The organism is Novosphingobium aureum, assembly GCF_015865035.1.
GTDB lineage: Bacteria > Pseudomonadota > Alphaproteobacteria > Sphingomonadales > Sphingomonadaceae > Novosphingobium > Novosphingobium aureum.
Genome location: NZ_JADZGI010000003.1, coordinates 310,475 through 324,679, shown reverse-complemented (window position 1 = coordinate 324,679; position 14,205 = coordinate 310,475). Strand labels below are relative to the sequence as shown.

The window sequence follows — 14,205 nt, the reverse complement described above, 5'->3', positions numbered from 1 at the left end:
TCGTGGTCATGGCCAATGGCGTGCTCAACATGCCCAAGCTGCCTTCGCTCGAGGGGATCGACAGATTCAGGGGCAAGCTGTTCCACACCGCGCGCTGGGACTACGACTATACCGGCGGTGAGCCGGGTCGCCCCGAACTCGACAAGCTTCGCGACAAGACCGTCGCCATCGTCGGTACCGGTGCGACCGCGATCCAGGCCGTGCCGATCCTCGCGCAGTACGCCAGAAAGCTCTACGTCATCCAGCGCACCCCCGCGACGGTGGATGCGCGCCCCAATCCGCCGACCGACCGGGCCTGGTTCGAGAGCCAGGAGCAGGGCTGGCAGGCTGCGCGCCAGGCCAATTTCCACCGCGGCGCGATGGAGGCTTTCGGTCCCGAGGACGAGGATCTGGTCAGCGATTTCTGGACCGAGATCAGCCGCAACATCGCTGCCGAGCTCGCCGAGGAGGGCTGGCCCGAGATCGGCACCGAGGCTTACTACGCGCGCCGCGCGGAGATGGATCACCGGGTGATGGAGCGCTTTCGCCGCCGCGTCGACGCGCTGGTAGAGGACGGCACGATCGCCGAGGCGCTCAAGCCCTACTACTACTTCATGTGCAAGCGGCCACTATCGAGCGATACCTACTACCCCGCCTTCAACCGCGACAACGTCGAGCTCGTCGACGTCTCGGAGACGCGCGGCATCCAGAAGCTGAGCGAGACCGGCTTCGTCGCCAACGGCACTGAATACGCCTGCGACTGCGTGATCTTCGCCAGCGGCTTCGAGGTGACCAGCGATCTCGAGCGGCGCTGGGGGATCGAGCGGATCGAGGGCACGGCTGGCCGCTCGCTCTACGATCACTGGCGCGACGGGCCGCTCACGCTTCACGGCACGATGACCCATGGTTTCCCGAACCAGTTCTATATCGGCTACATCCAGGGCGGGCTCAATGCCTCGGTGACCGAGCAGTTCGGGCGGCAGGGCGAGCATATCGCCTGGATCATCGCCGAGGCGCTGCGCCGCCATGCCGAGCGCGTCGAGCCAACGAAGCAGGCGATGGACGACTATGTCGCGCATTTCGAGGCGACGACCATCGACCAGTCCGACTTCCTCAATTCGTGCCCGCCCAGCTACTTCAACAACGAGGGCGCCAAGGAGCACAAGTGGGGCCTGTTCCGGCCCTGGGGTGCGGGCTGGGACGACTTCCTGCGCTTCCTGAGGACGTGGCGCGAGGCGGGAACGCTCGAAGGTCTCGATCTGCGCATTGCGCAGGACGCACAATAGCCAAGCGGAGAGCCGCCATGAACGAGGTTTCATCGAAGAAGGGGCCGTTCGACAGCGGCAACATCACCGGCGCGGACATGGACGCCGAGCGGCGGGTGACCTACCCGACCGAGGCGTTCTTCTCGCGCGACTATCTCGAGGACGAGAAGAAGCACCTGTGGCCCAAGGTGTGGCAGATGGTCGAGCGCGAGACCGACCTGCCCGAACCGGGCGACTGGCTGACCTACGACGTCGCCGACGAGTCCGTGATCGTCCTGCGCCATGGCGACGGTTCGCTGCGCGCTTTCCACAATGTCTGCCCGCATCGTGGGCGCCAGCTCGTCTCGGTCCCCGACATGCTGCCCGGCAAGGTCCACGACGTGCGCGGATCGGGTCGGCGCGGCTTTACCTGCGGCTTCCACGGCTGGGGCTTCGACACCGACGGCAACAACACCTTCGTGCTCGACCCGCAGGACTGGAACAACGAGCTGACCCCCGAAATGACCTGCCTCTCGCCGGTCAAGGTCGATACCTGGGGTGGCTACATCTACATCAACATGGACCCCGACTGCATGCCGCTTGGCGAGTGGATGGGGCGTGCGGGCGAGATCCTCGATCACTTCGAACTGGCGAAAATGCGCTACAAGTGGCGCCAGTGGGCGATCTACGACTGTAACTGGAAAGTCGCGATCGAGGCCTTCCTCGAGCCCTATCACGTCGCCGGAACGCACAGCCAGCTGCTGCGCTACGGCGACTACTACGCCTATTCGAAGCAGTACGGCCTGCATTCGGTCTCGGGCTACGATACCCGCGACGAGAATTACAAGATGAACGAGAGTTCGGGCACCACGCGTTCGGGCAAGGCCGGGCTCGATCCGCGCGTCTCGACCTACCAGCTGATCAAGGAAAACTACGAGACGGTGAACTATTCCGCCTCGACCGAGACACTGGTCAAGGCGGCGAGCCGGCTGCAGGACGAACTGCCCGAGAGCGCCACGCCCGCAGAGGTGATCGCGCACTGGATGAAATCGGCCAAGGCCGACGATGCCGCGCGCGGCGTGACCTGGCCCGAGATTCCCAGCGATGTGATGGCCGAGGCCGGGCTCGCCTGGGGGCTGTTTCCCAACCAGAACATCCTGCACGGAGTGACCTTCGCGCTGTGCTACCGCGTGCGTCCCTACGGTGACGACCCCAATAAGTGCATCTTCGAGAGCTATGCGCTCGAGCGCTTCCCCGAGGGTGAGGAACCCGAGACCGAATGGGTCTATGCCGACCCCACCGGCGAGAACTGGGGCGCGGTGCTGGCGCAGGACTTCGCCAACATGGCCTTCGTGCACAAGGGCATGAAGTCGAGCGGCTTTCGCGGGCCACTGCCCAACCCGCACCAGGAGCAGAAGGTCATCAACCTGCACCGCAACCTCGCCAATTTCATCGGGCGCGGTGCGCCGCGCCTGCTGGGGGACTGACGAGGCGCGGGAAGACACCGCTGCAGGGGCACCCGGGCACCCTCGGATCGCCCCAGCGCTGCCCGGCATCGCACTCGCGGTTTTGCCCCCGCGATTCTTGTCCGGGCAAGAGCGCTCGCCCAATCGGACAACAAGACAGACTTCGGGAAAGAGGGAATTGATAATGGGAACGCCGGTCTACAAGCGCATTCTGGACCTGTTCGAGGCCGAGGGCGTGAACACGCTCTTCGGTATTCCCGATCCCAACTTCGTGCACCTCTTCCTCGAGGCGGAAAAGCGCGGCTGGACGGTTGTCGCACCGCACCACGAGGCGGCAGCCGGCTTCATGGCCGAGGCCGCGAGCCGGATGACCGGCAAGCCGGGTCTGTGCATCGGCACGCTGGGGCCGGGCATGGCGAACATGATGCCCGCCGTGCAGTGCGCGCGGGTCGAGAATTCCCCGGTGATCTTCCTCGGCGGCCAGCGCGCGCGCGTCACCGAGCGGCGCGTGCGCCGTGGCCGCATCCAGTTCGTGCGGCAGGAGCCGATGATCGAGGATTCGGTCAAGTACTCGGGCTCGATCGAATATGCCGACCAGACCGACGAGATCGTGCGCGAGGCGATCCGCCAGGCGCTCTCGGGACGTCCCGGTCCCTCGTACATCGAATATCCCGCCCACGTGATCCTCGAGGAGCTTGACCTCCCCGAAGTGGCGGCGCCCGCAAGCTACCGCCTCGTCAACCAGGGCGCGGACATCGACAAGGTGCGCGAGGCCGTGAAGCTGATCGGCGAGGCGAAGAACCCGCTCCTGCTGCTCGGCCATGCGGTCCACACCACGCGCATGGGCGCGGCGGTCAAGGACCTTGCCATGTTGATGAACTGCCCGGTGGTCCAGACCTCGGGCGGCACGTCCTACATCGAGGGGCTGGAGGACCGCACCTTCCAGTACGTCTTCTCCGATGCCTCGCTCGAGGCGGTCGAGGAATGCGATCTCGTCCTCGCGCTCGGCACCGAGATCGGCGAGCCGCTGCACTACGGCACGACGCGCTGGTGGGCCAAGAACAACGCCACGCGCAAGTGGATCTACGTCGAGCAGGACCCGACCGCGATCGGCGTCAACCGGCCGATCGACGTGCCGCTCGTGGGCGACCTTCGCGGCGTCGTCCCGCAGCTCGTGCGCGAACTCCAGTCCGCCCCGCGCGATCCCTCACCGGGCCTCGCGAAATTCATGAAGGACGGAAAGGCCGAGCTCGACGCGCTGGCCAAGGAGACCGAGAGCAAGTCGGGTGGCGGCAATGTCGGTATCCATACCTCGCGCATGGTGGTCGAGGCGACCAAGGCCTTCCCCGAGGACGGCATTCTCATTCGCGACGGCGGCGCCACGGTGATCTACCAGTGGACCTATTCGCAGTGCAAACCGCGCGACGTGATCTGGAACCAGAACTACGGCCACATCGGCACCGGGCTTCCCTATGCGACCGGCGCCATGCTCGCCGACCGCGCGGCGACCGGCAAGAGCCGCCCGGGCATGCTGCTCACCTCCGACAGCTCGTTCCTGTTCCACGTCGCCGAACTGGAAACCGCGGTGCGCTGCAAGCTGCCGCTGGTCTGCGTGGTCGGGGTCGACTTCCAGTGGGGGCTCGAAGTGGGCGTCTACAAGCGCACCTTCGGGCAGGGCACGAGCGAGATCGGCACGCACTGGAGCACCGAGGTGCGGCTCGACAAGATGGCAGAAGGGTTCGGCTGCCATGGCGAATTCGTCGATGACATCGCCGATCTGCAGCCGGCGATCGAGCGCGCCTATGCCAGCGGCAAGTGCGCGGTGATCCACGTCAGGATCGATCCCAAGGCGAACTCGGAAGAGATGCCCAAATACGAGAAGTTCCGGACCTGGTACGCCGAAGGGTCGCAATAAGACCCAGGCAACCCGGAAAACCTGCGGGCCGAGGAGAGGCTGATGCGCGAATACGCCAAGTTCTATATCGACGGTGCCTGGGTCGAACCGCTCGGCGGCGAGACACAGGAGCTGATCAATCCCGCCAACGAGCAGGTTTCCGGGCGCATCGCGCTGGGCAGCGCCGATGACGTCGACCGGGCAGTGGCGGCGGCCCGTGCCGCTTTCCCTGCCTACGCGGCGACGAGCCGCGAGGAACGGCTGGCGCTGCTGCGCCGGATCAAGACCGAGTTCGAGAACCGGCAGGCAGACCTCGGCGAGGCGATCACCGAGGAGATGGGGGCTCCGGCCAGCCTTGCAGGCGGCTTCCATACCTTTCTGGGCATCGGCCATCTCGATGCCGCGATCGCCGCGCTGGAGGACTACACCTTCGAGGAAAGCCATGGCTCGACGCTGATCGTGCATGAGCCGATCGGCGTTTGCGGCCTGATCACGCCGTGGAACTGGCCGATCAACCAGGTCACGGTCAAGGTCTTCCCGGCGCTCGCCACGGGCTGCACGATGGTGCTCAAGCCCCCGCAACTGGCCGCCTATTCGGCGCAGATACTGGCCGAGATCATGGATGCCGCGGGCGGCCCGGCGGGTGTCTTCAACATGGTGCAGGGCAAGGGCTCGGTCATCGGCACCGCGCTCTCGACCCATCCCGGCGTCGACATGATCAGCTTCACCGGCTCGGAGAGCGTGGGCGTGCAGATCCAGAAGGATGCCGCCGACACGGTCAAGCGGGTGTGCCTCGAGCTGGGAGGCAAGAGCCCCTACATCGTGCTCGACGACGGTGCGACGATGGAGCGCGTCGCCAGTGCGGTCGGCTCGATGATGATGAATTCGGGCCAGACCTGCAGTGCCGGTTCGCGCCTGCTCGTCCCTGCGGCCCGGCTCGAGGAGGCAAAGCGCGTCGCGGCGGATACGGCCAATGCGGTCGCGGTCGGCGATCCTGCGGGTAACGTTGCGATGGGGCCGGTCGTCTCCAAGGACCAGTTCGAGACGGTGCAGGCCTATATCGAGAAGGGCATTGTCGAGGGCGCCGAGCTGATCGCGGGCGGTCCGGGGCGGCCCGAGGGGCTGGACAAGGGCTTCTACGTGCGCCCGACGGTCTTCGTGGGCGACAACGACAAGGTCATCGCGCGCGAGGAGATCTTCGGCCCGGTCCTAGTGATGATCCCCTATGGCGACATCGAGGAAGCGGTCGCCATCGCCAACGACACCGATTTCGGCCTCGCCGGTTATGTCGACGGCGAGGATATCGAGGCCTGCCGCGCGATTGCCCGGCGCATCCGCGCTGGGGCGATCTACCTCAACGGAGGCTTCGACTTCGCAGCGCCCTTCGGCGGCTACAAGCGCAGCGGCAATGGCCGTGAATGGGGCGCGCACGGCTTTGCCGAGTACCTCGAGACGAAGGCAATCCTGGGCTACGGCTGATGGCGGGAGATAAGGTCGCAGCCGTGCAGAGCCGTTATGCCGCACCGGGCGGCGCCACTGCGGCACCGGGATGGCGGATCGAGCGCGCCAGCCCGCCCAGTCGCCTGTTCGGCGCGAATGGCCTTCGCACCGGAGCGGACGGGCGCATCTACGTCGCGCAGGTCGCCGGCAGCGCGGTCACCGCGCTCGATCCCGACAGCGGCGCGGCGACGCCGATCTGCCCCATCGACGGGCCGATCACCGCGCCCGACGACATCGCCTTCGACAGCGCGGGCAACCTCTATGCCACCGAGATCACGCTGGGGCGGGTCTCGATGCTCACGCCCTCGGGCGAGTACCGGGTGGTGCATGGCGACATGCCCGTCGCCAATCCGATCACCGTCCATCAGGACCGGCTCTTCGCGGGCGAGTGCCGCATGGGCGGGCGCATCTTCGAGCTGGACCCGGCGGGAGGGCAGCATCGGCAGATACTTGCCGACGTGCCGATGCCCAATGCCTTTTCGATCGGGCCGGACGGCATGCTCTATATGCCGATCATGGCGACCAACGAGATATGGCGCGTCGATCCCGCGGGCGGAAAGCCCGAAGTGATCGCGGGCGATCTCGGCGTGCCGGACTCGGTGAAGTTCGACGCAAAGGGGCGCATCGTCTCGACCCAGGTCGCGAGCGGCGAGGTGTTGCGCATCGATCCGGTGAGCGGCGCGCGCGAGGTGCTCGCCCGTCTCGCACCCGGGCTCGACAACTGCACGTTCGTCGGCGAGCGACTGTTCGTCTCCTCGATCCCGGGCGAAGTGACCGAAATCCTGCCCGAGGGCGCGACACGCTCGCTGGTCGGGCGCGGGCTGCAATGGCCGATGGGGCTCGCGCTGGCCGGCGATGGGTCGCTCTTTGTTGCCGATGGCGGATTTACCTATACGCTTCCGTCCGAGGGACCGCTCGCGCTGGCGGGCTTCCTGTTCTCGCCCGGCTTCCCAGGCTTCGTGCGCGGGGTTGCCCATGCGGGCGAGAACGTCTGGGTGACCACCAATTCGATGGGCGCTGTCATGCGCTGGGATATCGCGGCGGGCGAAAGCACCCCGCTCAGCACCGGCCACGAAGTGCTCTACGGCGTCGCGGTGGGCGAGGGGGACGCCGTCGCCTTCGCCGATGGCGCGGCGGGACGGGTGCTTGCTCTGGGCAACGGGGAGGCCGAGGTGCTGGCCGAAGGCCTCGCGACCCCGATGGGCGTCGCCATCGCCAGCGATGGCAGTGTCTACGCCAGCGAAAGCGGCGGCGGGCGCGTGGTGCGCTGTGCGGGCTCTCGCGCCGAGACCGTGCTCGATGGCCTGGGTAAACCGCAAGGCATCGCGGTTGCCGGGCAGAGGCTCTTTGTCGTCGATGTCGAGCGCAAGGAACTGGTCACCTGCGACCTCTCCGGCGGCAATCGCGCGGTGATCGCGAGCGGCTTGCCGGTCAAGGCACCGCCGGGCGTGCGGCCCAAGCTCTTGGGCGGGGTCGGCGACATGTCGGGGCCGATGGTGCCGTTTTGCGGGCTCGCTGTGGCTGGTGACGGGACGGTCTATGTCTCGGGCGATGCCGAAGGCAGCGTCCTCAAGATCACGAGGGACATTCGAGGGGCATAGCGCCTCGGCCTCATCCTTCGCCCAGCTGGCGGGTCACCGTCTGCGCTCCGGCCACCAGAGCATTGCCCAGCCCGTCCATGGCTTTGCCATCGAGCGCGCGCGACAACGCCAGGGCGATGAGTGCATGCGAGGGCGCGCCGCTCGCGCGGTAGACGGGTGCGGCGAGGACCGTGACGCCGGCGATGTAATGTCCCTCGTCCACCGCGTATCCGCGCCTACGGGTCTCGGCGACCTGTTCGCTCCACTGCTCGAAACCGGGCGGATTGTCCCAGCGCAGCTTCTCGAAGCGCGCGCGCAGCCGCTCGATCTCGTGGCCGCCGAAGGCTACGATGCAGCGCCCGGTCGCGCTGATGAGGGCAGGGAAGCGGCTGCCCACTTCGGTGGAGAGGCGGAAGTTTCCCGCCCCCTCCGCGACGGCCACGGCGGTGATCCGCTCAAGTCCGGATATCTCGACCGCGACACAGGTAACTGATTGGTGAAGCGCGATTTCTTCGATCACCGGTTGCACCAGGCTGGCAAAGGGATCGCGCTGCAGCCAGTGCCGCGCAAGCGTGAGCACGCCCGCTCCCAGCGCATAGCGCTTGGTTGCCGGATCGAGGCTGACCAGTTCCTCCTCCACCAGCGCTCGCAGGACGTAGAGGCAGGTCGAGGGCACCAGTCCCAGTTCGCGGGCGATCGGCTGGAGCCCGAGCGGTGTCTCGCTGCGGCCGAGCAGGCGCAGGATCGCGGCGGCGCGGGCGATGGCGGGGGCCTTGCTGGCCTTGACGGCAGTTTCGAGAGGATCGGTCATGACGAGGCCTTGTTGTTCAATATATAGAATAACATTCATTATTTACAACATCAAGCGGGACGTGACATAGCTTGGCCATAACAAGGGGCGACTCGCCCGGGGAGGAGCGGCCGATGGCTCTGTTGAGCGATTTCACCAGCTATGCCGATGCGCAGGCGCATGCGAATTCCGCGGCGCTGTGGGACCTGTTCGATGGCACCCGCGCGCAATTCAATATCGCGAACGAGGCGATCCTGCGCCATGCCGACGGCTCGGGCCGCGCGGCGGTGCGCGTCGCGCATGCCGATGGCGAAAACGAGATCCTCAGCTTCGACGAGATCGCTGCGGGCGCGGCGCGCTTCGCGCACTGGCTCGATGCCGCCGGGGTGGCCAAGGGCGAGCGCATTGCCTTCATGTTCGAGCCGTCCTTGCCGTTCTACGTGTGCCTGTTCGGGGCAATGCTGCAGGGCGCGGTCTCGGTGCCGCTGTTCACGCTGTTCGGCCCGGACGCGCTGCGCCTGCGCGTCGACGACTGCAAGCCCGCGATCCTGCTCACCAATGCCGAGAAGGCCGAGCTTGCCCGCTCAGTCGAGGGACCGCGCGTGGTCGTCGCGGACGCGGCACTGATGGAAGCGCTGCTCGCCTATCCCGCGACATATGCGCCGCAGACTTCGGGCGACGATCTCGCCTGCTTCCAGTACACCAGCGGCACCACGCGCGAACTGCCCGAGGCGGTACGCCATACCCACCGCTCGCTCGTCACGCTGATGTTCGCCGCGCTTTACGGTACCGGCATCCGCCCCGGCGACGAATTCTTCTGCCCCTCCTCGCCCGCCTGGGGCCACGGCCTGTGGCACGGCACGTTCGCGCCGCTCGGGCTCGGCGTCACCACCGGCACGATGGGGCGCGGCAAGTTCGATCCGGCGCGGCTGATGCAGGCGCTGCAGGACTTCGGCATTACCAACATGTCGGCCGCAGCCACGCACTACCGGATGATGAAGAACACCGCGCGTTCGTCCGACTACAGCTTCGCCATCGAGAAGCTCTCGTTCACCGGCGAGCCGATCGACCCCGCCACACTCGAATGGATCGACGCGACCTTCGGGGTCGATGCCTGCTCGATGTACGGCACCACCGAAATCGGCGTCGTGCTGGTCAATTACCCCGGCGCGAAGGACTTCACGGTCAAGCCCGGCTCGCTCGGCAAGGCGGTTCCCGGGCTCGAGCTGCAGGTGCAGCGGCCCGATGGCAGCGCCACCGATCCGGGCGAGGTGGGCGAGCTGATGCTGCGGCGCAAGTCAGGCTGGCTCTCGACCAAGGACCGCGCGAAGATCGATGCCGACGGCTACTTCTACCACTGCGGGCGCGCCGACGACGTGATCATCTCGGCGGGCTGGACGATGAGCGCGGTGGAGATCGAGAACACCATGCTCAAGCACGAAGACGTGCGTGAATGCGCAGTCATCGGCGCGCCCGACGAGAAGCGCGGGCAGGTGGTCAAGGCCTTCGTCATCTCGCCGCGCGCCGCGAGCGAGGGCTTCGTGAAGGAACTGCAGGACTTCACCCGCAACCGCCTCGCGCAGCACGAATTCCCGCGCATCGTCGAATTCGTCGACGAACTGCCCAAGACGCCCGCCGGGAAGGTCAACCGCAAGGTCCTGCGCGACCGCGAGGCGGCAGCGACCGCCGAGGCCTCGAGCGCAGCGGCCTGACATCACAACGATACTGGATTTCCAAGGAGAGGATTATGGCTACCCAGGCTCAGGACAAGAAGTTTCCCAAGATCACCGAGGAAGGGCTCGACGATCTGAGGAAGCGCATGGGCGTGAAGATCGAGAACACGGTCGAACCGTGGAACTACGAGGCGACGCGCGATGCCATCCGCCACTACGCGCACGGCATCGGCGACGACAACCCGCTGTGGTGCGACCCGGCCTATGCCGAGAAGACCCGCTACGGCTCGATCGTTGCGCTGCCCAGCTTCCTGTTCACCACCAGCCGCATCGTCTCGGGCTACTGCGGCGGACTTCCCGGCGTCCACGCGATGTGGGCGGGCGCGGACTGGACCTGGCACAAGCCGGTGCTGCGCGGTGACACGATCCGCACCGAGGCGTACCTCAAGGACCTCGTCGAGCACCAGACCCGCTTTGCGGGCCGTGCCTACCAGCAGATCTACCACGTCGACTTCTACAACCAGTCGGGCGACCACGTCGCCGAGTGCGACAGCTACGTCTTCCGCACCGATCGCGACGAGGCGCGCGAGCGCGGCAGCAAGTACGACGGCGTCAAGGGCAAGGTCGAGAAGATCGATCCCGACCAGCTCGAGGAATGGTTCGACCTCTACCGCAACGAGGAAGTGCGCGGCACGGCCCCGCGCTACTGGGAAGACGTGGCAGTCGGCGACGAGCTGCCGAAGATGATGAAGGGCCCGATGACCGTCACCGGCTTCATCGGCTATGCGCAAGGGTGGGGCGGGCTCTACATCCGCACCAACAAGCTGCACTTCCAGCTGATCGACGCACACCCCGGCCTTGGCATTCCCAACAAGTTCGGCATCAAGGACGTGCCCGAGCGCGTGCACTGGGACGACGACTTCGCCCGCGAGGTCGGCACGCCCGGCGCCTACGACTACGGCCCGGAACGCTGCAGCTGGCTGACCCACCACATGACCAACTGGATCGGCGACGATGGCTTCCTCAAGCGCCACACCTGCCAGATTCGCCGCCACAATCCCGACGGCGACGTGATCTTCATCACCGGCCAGGTCGTGCGCAAGTTCGAGGAAGGCGGCAAGAAGCTGGTCGAGATCCAGCAGCGCGCCGAAACCCACCGCGGCGAGATGAGCGCGATCGGCACTGCCATCGCCGAGCTACCGAGCAAGGGCTGACCGAGCTCAGGAAACAAGCGGAGGCGCGAGGGGATGATACCCTTTGCGCCTCCGTTCTTTTGGTGGCGGCCTAGAGGCGATCAAAGCCGGGGAGGTCAGCCGCTCTGACGCCATGTCGATTACTGCGCGTGTTCTGAGTTCGGCGACGGGTGGGCAGTCAGGCGCTATGTGCCGAGGGCTTCGAAAGGCTCAGCCTGAGCGAGGGGGAAGGTCAACTTGGGGCCGATTGCGGACTGGCGGCTTTTGGTCGAAAACTCGCGAAAGCAGACATAGGCAAAGGTCGGACCTGATGTCGTCACTTGCCAGGCGCGCTGCTAAAACAGCGGATCGTTCCCCATGTCACCCGCGCTCTTGTTCATTTCGATCGCCGTCGTGCGCATCTCTTTTTCGAGGATCTGCATGAACGAAAGAGCGCTATCGAGTTCGGTTTCCGTGATGGCGTCGATGATGGCCTTCATCCGCGCGACGTGCCTGTCATAGACTGCGTCGACGAACGCAGCTGTGCCTTCCGTAAGCTGCAGGAGGCGCCTGCGCTTGTCATCGGAAGAACGGTTTCGCGAAACCAGCCTGCGCTCGATCAGTCTCCCCACCACGACACTCATTGACGCCTGCGTGATGCCGATCTCGCGTGCAAGGTCCGAGGCAGTGATCGGTCCCAGATGACGGATCAGCTGCAAGCATTCCAACTGCGTGACGTTGAGGTCGAGCAGCCGCGCCGCTGCCTGCTGAAACATAACCGTCCGCGCTCCGAATTGCTGGGCGATAAGCGAATATCGCTCGAAACGCGCGTGGGCGACATTCTTCGGCACAAAAGGGCCCCTATGTAGTTAGGTAAACTAAGCATATCTTAGCGTGGCCCCTCGCACATGGCCACCTCGATACAGGACAACAGGATATTAGGATATTTTGCTATGACCTCTCAGACCAAGACCGCACTGGTCACAGGCGCTGCAACCGGCATTGGTGCAGCGCTTTCCAGAGCCCTCGCCGGGGCAGGCCACCGGGTATATGGTGCCGACCTGTCCTGGGAGGATGAGCCCGAGTCGAACATCCAGGCCCTGCAATGTGATGTGGCCGATGTCGATAGCGTCCAGCGGTGTGTCAGTCGGATTGAAGAGGAAGCGGGCGGCGTCGATATTCTCGTCAACAATGCGGCGATTGCCGGTGCTCTGGATTTGCGACCGTTCGATGCGATTCCGCCTGAAGAATTCGCACGCGCTCTGCAGACTAACGTCCTAAGCCAGTTTCTGTGCAGTCGCGCGGTCATCGGTCACATGCGCCGTTCGGGCTGGGGGCGGATCATCAATCTCACTTCTGGCACGGCGTTCATCGGCGTGCCCAATATGCTTCATTACATCGCCAGCAAAGGCGCGATCGTTTCGTTGACCCGCTCTCTGGCGACCGAAGTCGGGCAGGATGGGGTGACCGTCAACGCACTCGCGCCCGGCCTGACGATCACCGAAGGGATCGAGAGCAACGCGGCGTTTTCGCAGGCGATGCGCGACGGCGTCGTCGCCTCTCGGTCAATCCGCAGGGAGGAGCGGCCAGACGATCTTGCCGGGGCATGCGTTTTTCTAGCGAGCGATGCGGCCGAATTCCTGACCGGCCAGATCATGGTGATCGATGGCGGCGCAACTTTCCACTGAGGAGTATCGACTTCATGCCGATGAACGACAGGCAGACCGAAGGCGGGACGACAGGCGACCGATGGACTGTGGAATCGCGATGCATCAATTGCATGGCATCGCGTTCCATCGCCCCTGAATTGCTGGTTGAAAAAAGTGGCCAATCGGTATTCGCCAGGCAGCCGGAAACCGACAAAGAGATCGAGGCCGCCTGGAAGGCCGCGCAATTGTGCCCGGTCGGCGCTGTAAGGCCGCCGGATGGTCTGCCTAAATACGGACCGTTGTTTCCCGAAGAGGTCGCTGGCTATTTTCGGATGGGCCACAACACGAAAGGTTCCTATGGGGCGCACTCTTACTTCGGCCGCGCGGGCGATATGAATTTCCTTGTGGACGGGCCGGGATGGTCGACCCGGCTGGCAAGCTGGATGGAGCAGCGCGGCGGGCTGGATCACATCCTTCTGACTCATCGCGACGATATCGGTGATACTAAACGTTATGCCGAATATTTCGGTGCTGATGTTTGGATTCACCAGGCGGACGCCGATGCCGCGCCCTTTGCCAATCGGATCATTCACGACGACGACCTTGCCTCGCCCCATCCCGAAATCAGGATCGTGCCGATCCCGGGTCATACGCGCGGAAGCGTGGCCTATCTGGTCGCCGGAGATACGTTGTTTACAGGCGATACACTGGCATGGGATCACAACGAGCGGCGGCTGCGTGGATACAGGCGCTATTGCTGGTTCGACTGGGACCAGCAGATTGCGTCGATCGCGGCTCTGCGGGGTTTGGGGTTTTCTCGAATTTTCGCTGGGCACGGCGGAAGCATTGAAATGTCAGCGCCAGAGATGGTTCGACATCTCGACGACCTGCTCAGGCGAGAGGGTGCCGAGTGAAGATCAGGCTAGATCCGGTCGAGGTGCCAGTTGGCAGCACATCTGCCGCCTACCATGCGCCTTGGTTTTTCAAGCCTCAATTGCCACCTTCCAAGGCCAGTAAATTTGTCCACACCGCATGGCCTAGGGAAGGGAACAGGTGTGATACTAGGTGGCTTAAAATGGCCGTTTACAGACCCGGCAGCTTTTAGGAGCAAGAGCGCGGAAAACAGACGTTAGACGGGCCACCACGATCGTCAGCACTCGCCGACATAGCGGTCATTCTCGGTCTCGGGTCACACTAGCAGAAGCTGCCGTAGGTTCAGGCTGTCACTGACTACCATAACCGGCCGGTTTCGGAATGT

Annotated in this window: 11 protein-coding genes; 9 read left to right on the top strand and 2 right to left on the bottom strand. The window is 65.0% G+C overall.

The genetic code is table 11. The annotated features are described in order from the left end of the window. The 5 genes from I5E68_RS16995 to I5E68_RS16975 all read left to right on the top strand — a co-directional run. A partial coding sequence (locus I5E68_RS16995) for a flavin-containing monooxygenase (protein WP_197166220.1) occupies window positions 1-1,265 on the top strand: 1,265 nt, incomplete at its 5' end. Window positions 1,266-1,282: 17 nt separating this feature from the next. Further along, window positions 1,283-2,710 carry an aromatic ring-hydroxylating oxygenase subunit alpha gene (locus I5E68_RS16990; RefSeq protein WP_197166219.1) on the top strand — a complete coding sequence of 476 codons (1,428 nt, stop codon included), beginning with the start codon at window positions 1,283-1,285 and terminating at the stop codon, window positions 2,708-2,710. 163 nt (window positions 2,711-2,873) lie between these two features. Beyond that, window positions 2,874-4,604 carry a thiamine pyrophosphate-binding protein gene (locus tag I5E68_RS16985; protein ID WP_197166217.1) on the top strand — a complete coding sequence of 577 codons (1,731 nt, stop codon included), beginning with the start codon at window positions 2,874-2,876 and terminating at the stop codon, window positions 4,602-4,604. A 42-nt stretch (window positions 4,605-4,646) separates the two neighbouring features. After that, window positions 4,647-6,062 carry an aldehyde dehydrogenase family protein gene (locus I5E68_RS16980; RefSeq protein WP_197166215.1) on the top strand — a complete coding sequence of 472 codons (1,416 nt, stop codon included), beginning with the start codon at window positions 4,647-4,649 and terminating at the stop codon, window positions 6,060-6,062. Continuing rightward, window positions 6,062-7,684, top strand: coding sequence for an SMP-30/gluconolactonase/LRE family protein (locus tag I5E68_RS16975; RefSeq protein WP_197166214.1), 1,623 nt, complete (start codon window positions 6,062-6,064; stop codon window positions 7,682-7,684). Before I5E68_RS16980 ends, I5E68_RS16975 begins: the two co-directional genes overlap by 1 nt. Window positions 7,685-7,694: 10 nt before the next feature. On the opposite strand, the gene I5E68_RS16970 is transcribed toward I5E68_RS16975, so the two are convergent. Beyond that, a complete protein-coding gene (locus I5E68_RS16970; protein ID WP_197166213.1) occupies window positions 7,695-8,474 on the bottom strand; it encodes an IclR family transcriptional regulator in 780 nt (259 codons plus the stop codon). A gap of 113 nt (window positions 8,475-8,587) precedes the next feature. Here I5E68_RS16970 and I5E68_RS16965 point away from each other — a divergent pair, with 113 nt between their 5' ends. Together I5E68_RS16965 and I5E68_RS16960 are read left to right on the top strand one after the other, a co-directional pair. Beyond that, the gene (locus I5E68_RS16965; RefSeq protein ID WP_197166212.1) at window positions 8,588-10,165 is read left to right on the top strand and encodes an acetate--CoA ligase; all 1,578 of its coding nucleotides are present in this window, start codon (window positions 8,588-8,590) and stop codon (window positions 10,163-10,165) included. 35 nt (window positions 10,166-10,200) lie between these two features. Next, the gene (locus tag I5E68_RS16960; protein ID WP_197166211.1) at window positions 10,201-11,340 is read left to right on the top strand and encodes an FAS1-like dehydratase domain-containing protein; all 1,140 of its coding nucleotides are present in this window, start codon (window positions 10,201-10,203) and stop codon (window positions 11,338-11,340) included. A 314-nt stretch (window positions 11,341-11,654) separates the two neighbouring features. Here I5E68_RS16960 and I5E68_RS16955 read toward each other — a convergent pair whose 3' ends face one another. Continuing rightward, window positions 11,655-12,149 (bottom strand): MarR family winged helix-turn-helix transcriptional regulator, encoded by a 495-nt coding sequence (locus I5E68_RS16955; RefSeq protein WP_197166210.1) that lies wholly within the window; start codon window positions 12,147-12,149, stop codon window positions 11,655-11,657. Between the two features lie 102 nt (window positions 12,150-12,251). On the opposite strand from I5E68_RS16955, the gene I5E68_RS16950 reads away from it, so the two are divergent. Beyond that, complete coding sequence (locus I5E68_RS16950) at window positions 12,252-12,986, top strand: SDR family NAD(P)-dependent oxidoreductase (RefSeq protein WP_197166209.1); 735 nt, start codon at window positions 12,252-12,254, stop codon at window positions 12,984-12,986. Between the two features lie 14 nt (window positions 12,987-13,000). Continuing rightward, window positions 13,001-13,861, top strand: coding sequence for a 4Fe-4S domain-containing protein (locus I5E68_RS16945; RefSeq protein ID WP_197166208.1), 861 nt, complete (start codon window positions 13,001-13,003; stop codon window positions 13,859-13,861). Window positions 13,862-14,205: the final 344 nt, after the last annotated feature.

Coding starts and splice junctions, on each gene's coding strand:
- I5E68_RS16970 (WP_197166213.1), bottom strand. CDS start 8,474: ATGACCGATCCTCTCGAAACTGCCGTCAAGGCCAGCAAGGCCCCCGCC.
- I5E68_RS16960 (WP_197166211.1), top strand. CDS start 10,201: ATGGCTACCCAGGCTCAGGACAAGAAGTTTCCCAAGATCACCGAGGAA.
- I5E68_RS16965 (WP_197166212.1), top strand. CDS start 8,588: ATGGCTCTGTTGAGCGATTTCACCAGCTATGCCGATGCGCAGGCGCAT.
- I5E68_RS16985 (WP_197166217.1), top strand. CDS start 2,874: ATGGGAACGCCGGTCTACAAGCGCATTCTGGACCTGTTCGAGGCCGAG.
- I5E68_RS16990 (WP_197166219.1), top strand. CDS start 1,283: ATGAACGAGGTTTCATCGAAGAAGGGGCCGTTCGACAGCGGCAACATC.
- I5E68_RS16975 (WP_197166214.1), top strand. CDS start 6,062: ATGGCGGGAGATAAGGTCGCAGCCGTGCAGAGCCGTTATGCCGCACCG.
- I5E68_RS16945 (WP_197166208.1), top strand. CDS start 13,001: ATGCCGATGAACGACAGGCAGACCGAAGGCGGGACGACAGGCGACCGA.
- I5E68_RS16950 (WP_197166209.1), top strand. CDS start 12,252: ATGACCTCTCAGACCAAGACCGCACTGGTCACAGGCGCTGCAACCGGC.
- I5E68_RS16980 (WP_197166215.1), top strand. CDS start 4,647: ATGCGCGAATACGCCAAGTTCTATATCGACGGTGCCTGGGTCGAACCG.